The following is a 12,424-nucleotide window of genomic DNA, read 5'->3' as shown; positions in this document are numbered from 1 at the left end:
TCCTTTGCTGATTAGTTGTTGAAGTAGATCGCTTTGCCTGTTTTGGAAGACTCATAGATCGCTTCAAGAATCTCGGATACCACGCAAGCTTGCTCAGCCGTTACGACAGGATCTTTATCCTGCTCGATTGCATCGATCCATAGACGCATTTCCACATCTGGAGCATCTTCCGAAGCGCCATCATAGAACGCTACGCCGCTTGCGCCAAGTTGGATCTTCTGATCATACAATTTGCTGTGTTTCTCGCCGTTAATTGTAAGACCATCCCACATGTCAGCGCCGCCCTCTGTTCCGCATAGCGTACAGATTGCCTCACCGGATTTCACTACGTTAAGTGCCCAGCTGGACTCGAGCATAATCGTTGCACCATTCTCCATCGTGATCATCCCGAATGCGGAATCTTCTACAGTAAATTTCGATGGATCCCATGGGCCCCATGCGTTAGCTGCATTTTCACGGCTCGATAGTTTATGGAATGCAGTACCAAGAACTGCTTTTGGCTTGTAGTTGTTCATCATCCATAGTGTCAAGTCAAGCGCATGTGTACCGATATCGATAAGTGGTCCGCCGCCTTGTTTCTCTTCATCCAAGAATACGCCCCACGTTGGTACTGCACGACGACGAATCGCGTGAGCCTTCGCAAAGTAAATTTCACCTAGGTCTCCTGCTTCACATACTTCTTTCAAATAACGGCTGTCTGTACGGAAACGGTTGTTGTATCCCACTGTAAGCTTTTTGCCAGTCGATTTCGCAACTTCAACCATACGGCGCGCATCAGCAGCGGTCTTTGCCATTGGCTTCTCACACATAACGTGTTTGTCTGCTTCCATCGCCGCGATCGAAATCTCAGCATGGGAATCATTTGGCGTACATACGTGTACGACGTCGATTGTTTTGTCCGCGAATACTTCATTGTAGTCGGTATAGACTTTCGCATCCTCAGAACCATACTCTTTTGCCGCTTTTTCTGCACGCTCAGGAATGATATCGCAGAAAGCTACCATCTCGATATTTTTCAATTTTTTAAGACTTGGCATATGTTTGCCGTTCGCGATCCCACCACAGCCGATAATTGCAATACGGTAAATTTTAGACATGATCCAATTCCTCCAATAGATTAATAGTTATATATAAAAAGAAAAGAACAACCTTATTTGCGGTGCGCACGCGCCCATTGCATGCTCTGCGTTACGCTCTCGATCGGGTCAATCTGGCACATATCCTGTTCAACGATCAACCATTCGACACCAGTCAGCTTCGCCGTCGCGATCACTTCATCCAGTTCCATCTCGCCTGTTCCGAGAATCACCGTCTTCGCGGAGCCATCCTCGTTCGTCACCAAATCTTTCAAATGAACGAGAGGCACGCGGCCGGCATATTTCATCATATATTCGGACGGATCAAACCCTGCATGGTGAACCCAGCAAGCGTCAAGTTCAACGAACATCGGCGCGGGAGCGGTTAATTCGAAGATCGAATCGAACACCGTCTTATTCCCGATTTGCTCCGTGAATTCAAAATCATGATTATGATAACCAAATTGAAGACCATGCTCCGCACACTTGCGGGTTGCGTCTTTGAAAATCTTCGTAATTTCCATCAAAGAACTAAGCGACCCACGCTCCTCAGCGGACAAGTACGGGCAAGCAATATATTCACTTCCAAGAACCTTATGGAAGGCGATCTCTTCATCCAAATGATTGCGAACGCGATCCAAGCCCACATGCGCACCGATCGACACAAGGTTCAATTCATCTAACAATGCCTTTAACTCTTCGGCAGCCATGCCGCCATACCCTGCAAATTCGACACCTTCATAGCCGATTTCTGCAACTTTACGCAAAGTTCCTACAAAATCACGACTTGTCTCCTCACGTAACGTATATAACTGTAGCCCAATCTTCATCATTGCAATCCAACTCCTATGAAAAGGTTTTCCTACGCTTCTATTCTAGTCAAATTATCGATATAATGGGAATGAATGATATGACCTAATCCTGAACTATTTTGCTACACTTAATCATAAAGGATGATGAAAAATGACTGTTACCGAAACAAGCGAAGGCACGCTCGAAGTATTGCTCGTGGACTACGCCAAACATTATCGACCCTATGATAACCGGGAACGCAGCCGTCTGCCGCACTACCTGATTCGTCTTCAGACCGAAGGTTCAGCACACGTATGGGTGAATGATCATTTCGAGTTAGTCGAACCCGGCGACCTCCTCCTGTATCGAGAAGGCGATATCTATGAGCTCAAGATCGGATTCCAGCACCCAGCCTCGAACGAGGTTCTGCCGAAGATCAATAGCATGGACTACTTCCTCATGATTCGCGGCAGCTGGGTGGAAGAGTGGTGGAACCAACGCGAGCGCAAGCCGAAGACAAGGATTCGATTGGATGATCGTCTCATCACGCTCTGGCGTCAGATGATTCAGGAGAAGCGCCGCTTTCATGATTCAATGGAAGAAATTGTGCAGTATTTCACCAAATCTTTCTTTTTGATGCTCGACCGTCTGTTGGAAGAATCCAACGTCTCGATCGCCAAATCCAAATACGTTCCGATCTGCAACCATATGAAAGACTACATCGAACAGCATGCCGCCGAATCGATCACATTGCAGGACGTTGCGGATCATGCAAAGCTCAGTGTATCTCGTGCAGGGCACCTATTCAAAGAGGTTTTCGGACAGACGATCATGGACTACGCCATCGAGGTGCGAATCTCGACCGCCAGGGAACGGATCGAATTCAGCAAAATGACGCTCGAGCAGATCGCCGAGCTGTGCGGATTCCAGAGCTATACGTATTTCCACCGGACCTTCAAGACGCGGACAGGCCTTAGCCCAAGCGAATACCGCGAACTGAATACACTCAAATAACTCTGCGGTATGGCGCCGTTCATTTTGAATTCGCGGGCGAATATGCTATCGTGAGAGGAACAATAATCCAACTTATTGACTTATCATAAGTCAATTGCAACAAGAGAAAGAGGAATTCATATGATGGCCAACATTGACACACCTTCCCTAATCTTATTGCTATTCGCGGCGCTCGGTCTATTCAGCGGCAACTCTACCGTCACGATAGCCATGGTCGTTCTGCTGCTATTGCGTGTTACGCATATGGACCAAATTTTCCCATGGATAGAGAAATACGGCCTCACGATCGGGATCATCATCTTAACGATCGGCGTCATGGCTCCGATTGCGAGCGGCAAGATGAGCCTCGACACGATGCTCCATTCCTTCCTGAATTGGAAGTCGATCCTCGCGATCCTAATTGGGGTTCTCGTCTCCTACCTTGGCGGACGCGGCGTCACACTAATGGGCAACCAGCCTACGCTTGTCGCAGGCCTGCTCATCGGAACCGTACTCGGCGTAGCGATCTTCGGCGGCGTTCCTGTCGGACCGCTCATTGCCGCAGGAATCTTATCTTTATTAATCGGCAAAATGTAGCTTAAGCTCTGCATGCGCCAATATAGCGCCCCTCATCCGCGTGAGGGGCGCTATGCATTTTATTTCCCGCGCGTAAGCCGCAACAAATAATCTAACGACTGTGCCAAGCTGTCAAAAGGATTACCCGGGCAATAATCCTGTTCGATCGCGTAATATTCGACGCCATTCGCCTCGCCCCATGTGAGAATGGGTTCGAAATCGATGCATCCCGCGCCAATTTCCGTAAAATATTGCCGCTCATCCGAAGTCATATCTTTGAAATGCAAAATTGGGAGCCGTCGACCTGCGTACGTTGAAATATAGGTAAGCGGATCAAGACCCGCCTTCTGAATCCAGTACGTATCGAATTCCGGCAGCAAGGCTCCTTGCTCTTCCGGATCCAACACATAATCCATTGCTGCCTTCCCGTCGACAACCGTATGGAATTCGAAGTCATGATTGTGATGTCCGATATAAAGACCCTTCTCGTGAACCTTCCCCGCTACCGTCAGCAGTTCCCGTTTCAATTGTCGATACCCTTCTTCGTTCTGTAACGCACCCGGAACCGAATTGCAGTAGATGTAAGGTGTCGCGAACAACTCCGCTTCGCGGATCACCGCCTCCAGTTCATGATTCATTCGCGCGAGACTAACGTGCATCCCCGCTACGGACAACCCCGTCTCCCTCAGCACTGAAGCGATCTCTTCAGCCGGATAACCGTGTAATCCGTCAATCTGCACCGCAAGCCAGCCTATATCCTTCAGCGTACGCAACGTTCCGTAGAAATCTTGCTTGCAAGCTTCTCGCAGCGTAAATAACTGCGCAGCGAACTTATTCCGCATCCCCTTCGCCTCCTTTGAGCAAATCCAGCCATCGAACTTCGTGCTCCGTTAACGTCACCATAAGCCCCGCAGCGGAAGACAACACTTCGTCCACCGTCTCCATCCCAACCAGCGCCGCCGTCGGAAACGGTTGATGCAGCACGTAGGAGAGCGCAATCTGCATCCGGCTGACGCCTTTCCCCTGCGCGAGCTGATCCGCTCGCGCATACCGCTCCCAATTGTCCTTCGTATAGTACACTTTCACCATCTCGGCATCGTCCTGCACATCCGGCGTGAAGCGGCCCGTGAAAAACCCGCCTGCCTGCGAGGACCAAGACAACAACGGCAGCTGGTTACGCGTATGCCACTCGCACATGTCGCGGCCAGCCGAGACGCAGCCTTCCCAGCGTGGGACCCGGCATTTGGCTAAGCTCAGGTTCGGGCTGTTGAACGTGAACCCGATGAGTCCATGCGTAGCCGCATAGTCATTCGCCTCCTGGATCCGCTCATGCGTCCAATTCGATGCGCCTATAGCATGGATGCGTCCGGCTTCTAGATGTTCATTCAAGACCTCCATAATCGGGGCAACTTCAACCGATGGATCATCACGATGCAGCGCGTAGAGTTCCACATGATCGGTCCGGAGGCGTTCCAAGCTCTCGAGCAGATCCTTCGTGATCGCCTTTGGATTCACGCGCGGCCCAGGCTCCCCATCGTCATGATGAGCTCCCTTCGTGAGGATCTTCAATTCGCTGCGTCTACCGGAGCGATCAATCCACTCGCCGATCTTGCGCTCACAGCGCCCATATTGATGCGCCGTATCGATCAGATTGCCGCCTACGCGAAGGAAGGTATCGAACATCAGATCAATGTGCTCAGCATCATCTCGCCGCAAGAAATTGCCTGATCCCATAATCAATTGAGCGACGAGATGCCTGATAGGACGGCCTTCCAACATCGCTTCAATCGCAATCGTCTTCATCACACCTTCTCCTTCCCGCATGCAACGTTGCACGACGCATCACCCATTCCGCGAGCATGCGCGTCCCATATCCCGTCGCTCCTGGCGCGTGGTACCCCGCGGCCGACGAAACTTCCTTCAGACCTGCCATGTCGAGATGCACCCACTTCATCGACGGGTGGACGAACCTTCGCAAGAACAACGCTGCGGTAATCGCCCCCGCTTCTGGAACACTGCTCACGTTGCATAGATCCGCGCAATCACTGTCCAAGTATCTGTCATACTCTTCGGCTAACGGCAGCTGCCACACCTTCTCCCCTACGCGTTCACCAGCCTCCCTTATCGCATCCACCAGATGCTGATCACCAAAGACGCCGGCGTACTTCGAGCCCAGCGCCCCTGTACAGGAATAGGTCAACGTCGCGATATCCGTGACTTCCGCCGCACCAAGACGATGGGCATAGAGGAGCGCATCCGCAAGCACCAGCCGCCCTTCGGCATCGGTATTGCCGACTTGTACCGTCAATCCGTTCGCATACGTCAAGATTTCGCCCGGCATTAACGCATTGCCGCCTGGCATGTTCTCCGCCGCCGGAATCAAGGCAACGACATTCACCGAAGCGTCGCTGCGTGACAAGATCTCCATCGCGCCGACCACAGCCGCCCCGCCGGCCATATCCATCCGCATGTCGCTAATGTTGTAATCTTTCTTGAGCGAGATCCCGCCCGTATCGAAGGTAATGCCTTTCCCGACCAGGGCAATGAGCGGCTGTGCCGGGTCAGTGCAATACGTCAGTTTGATCATCACCGGCGGATGCACGCTCCCGCGCCCGACGGCGAGCACCCCAACCATCCCTTGCAGCTCCAAACTGCTCGCCGGTAGTACCTCAACCCGTACGAGCGTATCGGCAAAATGCTTCTGCACTCGCCTTGCGAACGTCTCCGGACGCAGCGCATTTGGCGGTTCATTTGCGAGGTCGCGCGCGAGCATTGTCCCTTCCGCACGAATACGCGCGAGCCGCACCTGCTCCTCCGCCTCGAACGTTCCTTCAATGTCCAAATACACCGGAGGAACAACCCGCTCCTTCACCGTCGCTTTGTACCGCTCAAAAGCATAAGTCCCAAGCGTCCATCCTTCCATCCAAGCCCCTGCTGCTTCACAGGCCTTCAATGGCATCACCGCCAGCCATTCGAAAGAAACTTGCACCGCGGCCAACTGATCGCGTATCAATGCTCTTCCTGCATGCCCTGCGGCTTTCCGTATACATTCCGCATTCACGCGCGCCCGTTCGCCGAGTCCAACGAACAGCATGCTAGGTCCCCCCGGCGGACCGCTCACCCAAGTAAGCGAATCCGGATCACCTGCTGACGGACGAAGCGATAACGAGACCGAACCTACTCCTACCGACACGCACCCATTCGCGACGTCCTCCTTACTGATCGGCAGAATCAACACTTTCGCGTCCTCCGACCGCCCGATGATTCCCGTCATTTCGCATTCCCTCCGTTATCTATGACACGATGCGCCTCGATAAATGTGGTGAGCCGAGGAAGGTCCACCGCTCCCGTACTGCCTCCATAATCCTGAACCGACAGCGCGCCGCAAGCATTGCCGTACGCAAGGCATTCCTCCACAGATAGACCACTCAGGTACCCATCGATATATCCCGCGTTAAAAGAATCCCCCGCCCCCGTCGTATCCACGACGTTCACGGCATACCCAGCTTGATGCGTCACCGTGCCGTTGATAATGGCCGTTGCGCCTCCAGCTCCCTGTTTCACCACAACGTTTTTCCGTCGCTCCCGCAGCTGTTCAATACTCTCTTCCATCACTGTACACCCCGTATAATGCAAAGCCTCCGTCTCGTTCATGAAGAATACGTCGATCTCCTCCATCAGATCGAATACCCCCGGATACCATTCCCCGGTATCATCCCATCCGACGTCGAGAGACACTGTGACGCCCGATTCCTTCAGCCTTCGTACGATGCGCATGAATTGCGTATGGTTCCGACTCCCGCGATACCCCGTCAGATGTACGTGTCTTGCTGGCACCGCATCCAGATCGATGAATGGATCGATTTGCAATTCCGCATTCGTCCCTGCGTATGAAATAAAGGAGCGGTCCCGCTCCGGATTAATCGCAATCGATAGTCCTGTCGCACCCAGATCACTCCGTTTCACGTAGCTGGTATCAATACCAGCCTGTCGGAATTGATCCAGAACATATTGGCCGTAGTAATCTTGCCCTACAACGCCTTTGAAAGCGACCGCCTTGCCCAGCTTGGCAAGGGTTAGGCCGAATATTGCCGCGCCGCCGCCGACATGCAGCGACATGTCCTCTACGAATATTTCTTGTCCGGGAAGCGGCAGGGCGTTGCATCCCACCACGACCAAATCCACGTTCGCGTCACCAATGACCAAAGCATCATATGTCTTCAACTGCTCCCTCTCCTCGTCCCTTCCTGCCGAAACGATACGCTCCCATCAATTCGATCGCTGTCTGCAGCTATCTCGAACTTCCAATCGATGGCCTAAGATGATATCTTCATCCTGTTCGATCTCGCCTCGAATGAGCTGGAGTAACGTCTCGACGGTCACGACCCCCATCTGATGAATCGGTTGTTCCATCGACGTAATTCTTGGCCGAACCAGCTCCGTCATCTGGCTTCCGTCGAAGCCCATGACCGAAATATCGTCCGGCACACGCATGCCATGATCGATAATGCAGTTGACCGCGCCGATCGCCATATCGTCACTCACTGCGAACACGGCCGTCGGCCGTTGCTCGTGTCGCAACAGCTCGCCCATACGCTCGTAGCCACTCTGCACCTTATAATCACCAAATCGAATCCGGTCATGGACAATCTTGAGCCCATGGTCCCTCAGGGCGTTGCAATAGCCAACATACCGGTTCTGCCCCGACGTAATGTCCCGCATATCGCCGCCAATGAATGCAATCCGCTCATGACCAAGCTCGATCAGATACCGTGTCGCGTCATACGCAGCCGTATAATCGTCGACGATGACCGAGATGAAGGACTGGTCCATCGGCTTCACGCTGGAGAAGATGACTGGAATCTGCAGACCGTTAATGAACCCGCGAATCTCTTCATTGATCTTCTCGTGCATGATGATGATACCTTCTACCCGCATCTCCTTAAAAATTTTCAAATACTTCATTTCCTTCTCAATATCTTCGCTAATATTGCATACGAGCAGGTTGTAGCCATTCGAAGCAGCCGTCTGCTCAATAGAGCTCAGGATCGTCGAGTAAAAGCTGGACGTGAGATCCGGCACGATGACGCCGATCAAATCCGTCTTGTTGCGAACCAAGCTGCGTGCGATATGACTTGGCGCATACCCCAGCTCATCAATTGCAGCAGTGACCCGCCGTTTCAATTCGTCCTTCACGTACTTCTCCCCGTTCAGCACCCGCGAGACCGTCGTCGTGGATACCCCTGCCCGAAGCGCAACATCTTTGATCTTCACACTCATGTCATCCTCATCCTAATCCTTCATAATAAATAGGGGCTGGGAGAACGCCGCATACCCTCCCTCAATATAAGCGCTAACCCGCACATATCCTTCATCGCCTTGACACTGGTATTCGACGCGATGGATTCGTCCTGTCGCTTCGTGCAGCACTCGGCCGTGTTTTCCGAACAACGTAACGTATTTATACATTCGATCAAGGAGGTTGTTCGATCTCAGCTCGATGATCACCTTATGACCTTCCACCCGAATCGATTCGAACCCATAACCCGTCGATACGTAGAAGCTGCCGCGCCGAATAGCCGACAGAATCCCCTCATGCGAATGCTCTTCGGCGAGCACCATATTCCACGCCTGTTTTTCTTGCCCATAGACATGGGAGTCGTCATTGCCGAAGCCCCATACTTTGCGTCCCGCCGAGAGCAGCGCATCCCATTTGTCAAAAGCGATATCGTATTCCACATTACCATCCCCGTTATAGATCTCCACGCCGGTATACCGCTCCATCTGCAGCATGTCTTCGAGCGTCCAGAAGTTCGAGAAGTACCGATTCGGGTGCACCAGTACGCAAATCCCGCCATGATTGAGCGCTGCATCCGCGAGCCGCTGGTAATTTTCGATCGTAAATTCGTTGCTATAACCTTCCAGGATCGTATGCGGCGGCTGAACGAGCAGCATATGCGGCTTCGTACTGCTCACTTCAATCGCCTCGAAGACGGTAGGAATACGGCATGGCGCATCCAGATTCGTCATCTTGTCATGATCGGATATGGCGAGAAAGTCATAATCCGCATACATCTTGTAGACCGTCTCGAGCGGGAACCACCCGTCGCTGTTGTTCGTATGATTGTGGAAGCTGCCCCGCAGCCACTTGCCAGGCTTATCGTATGGATTGTCAATCCGCATGCCGTTCCCCTCCTCTGCCTTGTTCCTATTCCTTGATCGAACCAATCATCACGCCTTGCGCAAAATACTTCTGAATGAACGGATAAATGAGAATAATCGGCGCAACCACGATAATAATCGTCGCCATTTTCATCGAATCGCCCGTGACTTGCATCTTGTCGAGCATCTCATATTGCGTCGTCCCCGCAGCCGATTCCAGCTTGCTCCGCATCGCTTCCGCCCGCGTTAGCATTTCTTGCAACAGGGTAGAGAGCGGCCGAAGATCGCCCGATCTGACGTAGAAGGCGCCCGTGAACCAATCATTCCAATGGCCGACAGCATTGAAGAGCGTAATGACCGCGATGACTGGTTTGCTCAGCGGCATGATGACCCGCATGAAAATTGAGAAATCATTATACCCGTCGATCCGCGCCGACTCCTCTAGACTAACGTGGATTTGCTGAAAGAACGTCCGCATGATGATCAGGTTCCATGCGCTATACAGCGAAGGGATCACATACACCCAGATCGTATTCGTCAAATGCAAGGATTTCAGCAGCATGTAATAGGGAATAATGCCGCCGCTGAACAGCATCGTGAAGAAGATGAGGATCGTGAAGAATCGCACGCCCGGCATCGTCTTGCTCTTCAGGGTATAGGCCGCCAGTGCGGTCAGGAATACGCTCGCCAGCGTTCCGAGGATCGTCCGGAACAGCGAAATACCGAACGCAGAGAGCATATTGGCGGAGGTCAGCACCTCCGCGAAGTTTTGAAGCGACCAGACCCGCGGCCAGAAGTAGATTCCGCCGCGCTCCGCGTCTTTTCCCGCATTGAAGGACAGGGCCAATATGTTTAAGAAAGGAAGGATAATCGATAGACACAGTGCCGTGATGCATAGATAGATCAAGACTTTGAATACTTTTTCCCCGAAGGATGTCTTGTAGAACGTCCTCAACCTCGGTCTCCTCCTTTACTTGAGAGGTGAAAAGAATGGGGCCGGTTCGGTGCATTAGAAACGGGTTCAAGCCGACCCCTTTAGCTGCCAAATGGATTATAACTTCACATGTGTCTTCGGATCCGCATCTTTGGTCTTGAGCAATTCCAAAAATTGCTGTAAGCCAGTTGCTTCTAGTTGTTTGGAGGCTGAATCGAGGATTTTCTTCGCTTCGTCCATGTTCTTCGCATAGTACGCCCGAATGAGACTGTCATCGTAATTTTCAAACGCTGCCTTCAATTCAGTGCCGTGCTCGAACTCGCCGATGAAGGACAGCGGGGTATAGCCGTCGACGATCTTAGCGTTCTTGCGCTTCTCTTCCCAACCCCAGTAATCGGCAATCTTGAGCGCTCCAGCGTTCACTTCAGGCGCAACAGCATCGCCGTACTCCATCTCTCCGAAGTCCGCCATCCGATCGGTATCCGTACCACCGAGCAGTTCACCCCACGAGTTGCCTACGCCAGCGAATCCCAGCTTCTTGGCTTCTTCCGGATTGCTGACTTTCAGATCGATAACTTCCTTCTTCGCAAGCGGATTGCCCTTCGCATCCAGCGTATAATCGCGACCTTCGAGTCCATACTGCCATAGCAGCTTGCCTTCGCGGCTTGCCAGGAAATCCGCCAACTTCATAATGTCTTCTGGATTCTTTGTCGTGGTTGGAATCGCCCAGCCGGAATAACCGGATTTGAAATCCACCTGCATCTGATACGGACGATCGACGAAGTCGATTGGTCCTAGCGGCAAGTAATGCATATCGCGGTTAAATTCTTGGTAGTTGTGCGCATTGCCGATAATCGCCCATGTTCCGTTCAATGCCCCTTCCGTTGCACGGCTTTCGTCCATGGTGAAGAACTCCGGATGGATAAGCTTTTCCTTGAGCAGCTTTTGGATGTACTCCACTTTTTTAAGCGCATACGGAGTCTGGCTCTCATGCAAAATGGTGCCGGAAGCATCCTTCTTGATCCGTTGGTCGTCGCTGCCCCATTCCAGATCATTGAAGAGGACGCCGATCTCTTGCCCACCCCAATAGTTCGGCCCGATCGGCACGACATCTTTGCCGTTGTTATCCTTGAAGTTGCCGGCCTTGATCTTCTTCGCCAGCTCATATAGCTTCTCCGTTGTATTGATCGTACGAGGATCTACGCCGAGCGCATCCGCGATATCTTTACGAATGTACGGTCCGCCCGCATATTTCCGCGTCGCATAACCGCCTTGCCGAGCGACGTTCATATGGATGAAATACGTCGAGCCGTTGAATTCAGGCCGGAACATAACCCCGTATCTCGTATCGAGCGGCAGATAGTCGTCCTGCAAATATTTGCTGTACACCTTCGTATCCTTCATCAGCGGCGCCAGATCCGTGAACATCTCTTCCCGGGCTGCTTTTAAAATGACGGGCATTTCCGGACGTCCGCTGTTGTTCAGGTAGAACGTAATGAAATCCGGTAGGTCATTCGAGGCCAGCCCCGCGATGAGCCCGTCGATGGAGTGGTCCGCGACCATAATCTCAACCTCAAGGTCAATACCTGTCAGTTCCTTCAACTTCGCCTTGATCTCCGGGTTCATATCTTCCGTGTAATCGTCCGTACCCATGAAGACAAGCCCTTTCACCTTGCGGTCCGCGATCCATGTCGCAGGTTTGCCGCTGTCGGTTGATCCGTTATTCGTTCCTTGATCCGTCTGGTTGCTTTCAGGTTGTGCCGTCTTGTTGTCCGTGCCTTTGTCATTCCCCGTACAACCCGCGAGGAGCAGCGTCAAGATGAGCGGAATCGTTAGCAAGCGAACCCATGTGTTCTTTCTAAGCATTTCATCATCCCTCTTTTCATTGGTT

Annotated in this window: 12 protein-coding genes; 2 read left to right on the top strand and 10 right to left on the bottom strand. The window is 52.2% G+C overall.

Annotated features, from left to right (window positions below; all coding sequences use genetic code 11):
• Window positions 1-11 precede the first annotated feature (11 nt).
• Window positions 12-1,097 (bottom strand): Gfo/Idh/MocA family protein, encoded by a 1,086-nt coding sequence (locus tag GCU39_RS01165; protein WP_152391820.1) that lies wholly within the window; start codon window positions 1,095-1,097, stop codon window positions 12-14.
• A gap of 53 nt (window positions 1,098-1,150) precedes the next feature.
• Entirely contained in the window at window positions 1,151-1,909 is a 759-nt protein-coding gene (locus GCU39_RS01160; RefSeq protein ID WP_152391819.1) for a sugar phosphate isomerase/epimerase family protein, read from the bottom strand.
• 130 nt (window positions 1,910-2,039) lie between these two features.
• Between GCU39_RS01160 and GCU39_RS01155 the strand changes: the two genes are divergently transcribed.
• Together GCU39_RS01155 and GCU39_RS01150 are read left to right on the top strand one after the other, a co-directional pair.
• Window positions 2,040-2,882: a helix-turn-helix domain-containing protein gene (locus GCU39_RS01155; RefSeq protein ID WP_152391818.1), complete on the top strand. Its 843-nt coding sequence runs from the start codon at window positions 2,040-2,042 to the stop codon at window positions 2,880-2,882.
• A 123-nt stretch (window positions 2,883-3,005) separates the two neighbouring features.
• Complete coding sequence (locus GCU39_RS01150; protein ID WP_152397034.1) at window positions 3,006-3,458, top strand: DUF441 domain-containing protein; 453 nt, start codon at window positions 3,006-3,008, stop codon at window positions 3,456-3,458.
• A 59-nt stretch (window positions 3,459-3,517) separates the two neighbouring features.
• Here GCU39_RS01150 and GCU39_RS01145 read toward each other — a convergent pair whose 3' ends face one another.
• From GCU39_RS01145 to GCU39_RS01110, 8 genes are all read right to left on the bottom strand, one after another.
• On the bottom strand, window positions 3,518-4,279 hold the full coding sequence (locus tag GCU39_RS01145) for a sugar phosphate isomerase/epimerase family protein (protein ID WP_152391817.1): 762 nt from the start codon (window positions 4,277-4,279) through the stop codon (window positions 3,518-3,520).
• On the bottom strand, window positions 4,269-5,240 hold the full coding sequence (locus GCU39_RS01140) for an aldo/keto reductase (protein WP_152397033.1): 972 nt from the start codon (window positions 5,238-5,240) through the stop codon (window positions 4,269-4,271). The genes GCU39_RS01145 and GCU39_RS01140 overlap by 11 nt, the downstream gene beginning before the upstream one ends.
• Window positions 5,221-6,711, bottom strand: coding sequence for a leucyl aminopeptidase family protein (locus tag GCU39_RS01135; RefSeq protein WP_152391816.1), 1,491 nt, complete (start codon window positions 6,709-6,711; stop codon window positions 5,221-5,223). Before GCU39_RS01135 ends, GCU39_RS01140 begins: the two co-directional genes overlap by 20 nt.
• Window positions 6,708-7,661 carry a carbohydrate kinase family protein gene (locus GCU39_RS01130; RefSeq protein ID WP_152391815.1) on the bottom strand — a complete coding sequence of 318 codons (954 nt, stop codon included), beginning with the start codon at window positions 7,659-7,661 and terminating at the stop codon, window positions 6,708-6,710. Before GCU39_RS01130 ends, GCU39_RS01135 begins: the two co-directional genes overlap by 4 nt.
• 45 nt (window positions 7,662-7,706) lie before the next feature.
• The gene (locus GCU39_RS01125) at window positions 7,707-8,717 is read right to left on the bottom strand and encodes a LacI family DNA-binding transcriptional regulator (protein ID WP_152391814.1); all 1,011 of its coding nucleotides are present in this window, start codon (window positions 8,715-8,717) and stop codon (window positions 7,707-7,709) included.
• Between the two features lie 12 nt (window positions 8,718-8,729).
• A complete protein-coding gene (locus GCU39_RS01120; protein ID WP_152391813.1) occupies window positions 8,730-9,620 on the bottom strand; it encodes a CehA/McbA family metallohydrolase in 891 nt (296 codons plus the stop codon).
• 25 nt (window positions 9,621-9,645) lie between these two features.
• Window positions 9,646-10,554, bottom strand: a complete 909-nt coding sequence (locus tag GCU39_RS01115) for a carbohydrate ABC transporter permease (RefSeq protein WP_152391812.1) — start codon at window positions 10,552-10,554, stop codon at window positions 9,646-9,648.
• A 96-nt stretch (window positions 10,555-10,650) separates the two neighbouring features.
• Entirely contained in the window at window positions 10,651-12,399 is a 1,749-nt protein-coding gene (locus GCU39_RS01110; protein ID WP_152391811.1) for an extracellular solute-binding protein, read from the bottom strand.
• Between the last annotated feature and the right edge of the window lie 25 nt (window positions 12,400-12,424).

This window comes from Paenibacillus guangzhouensis (genome assembly GCF_009363075.1).
GTDB classification, from domain to species: domain Bacteria; phylum Bacillota; class Bacilli; order Paenibacillales; family Paenibacillaceae; genus Paenibacillus_K; species Paenibacillus_K guangzhouensis.
Note: the sequence above shows the minus strand (reverse complement) of the source record. Positions and strands in the feature narration are given on the sequence as shown.

Bases quoted from the DNA above. Each gene is read 5' to 3' on its own strand.
- GCU39_RS01120 (WP_152391813.1), bottom strand. From the start codon at position 9,620: ATGCGGATTGACAATCCATACGATAAGCCTGGCAAGTGGCTGCGGGGC.
- GCU39_RS01145 (WP_152391817.1), bottom strand. From the start codon at position 4,279: ATGCGGAATAAGTTCGCTGCGCAGTTATTTACGCTGCGAGAAGCTTGC.
- GCU39_RS01140 (WP_152397033.1), bottom strand. From the start codon at position 5,240: ATGAAGACGATTGCGATTGAAGCGATGTTGGAAGGCCGTCCTATCAGG.
- GCU39_RS01110 (WP_152391811.1), bottom strand. From the start codon at position 12,399: ATGCTTAGAAAGAACACATGGGTTCGCTTGCTAACGATTCCGCTCATC.
- GCU39_RS01155 (WP_152391818.1), top strand. From the start codon at position 2,040: ATGACTGTTACCGAAACAAGCGAAGGCACGCTCGAAGTATTGCTCGTG.
- GCU39_RS01125 (WP_152391814.1), bottom strand. From the start codon at position 8,717: ATGAGTGTGAAGATCAAAGATGTTGCGCTTCGGGCAGGGGTATCCACG.
- GCU39_RS01165 (WP_152391820.1), bottom strand. From the start codon at position 1,097: ATGTCTAAAATTTACCGTATTGCAATTATCGGCTGTGGTGGGATCGCG.
- GCU39_RS01160 (WP_152391819.1), bottom strand. From the start codon at position 1,909: ATGATGAAGATTGGGCTACAGTTATATACGTTACGTGAGGAGACAAGT.
- GCU39_RS01135 (WP_152391816.1), bottom strand. From the start codon at position 6,711: ATGACGGGAATCATCGGGCGGTCGGAGGACGCGAAAGTGTTGATTCTG.
- GCU39_RS01150 (WP_152397034.1), top strand. From the start codon at position 3,006: ATGGCCAACATTGACACACCTTCCCTAATCTTATTGCTATTCGCGGCG.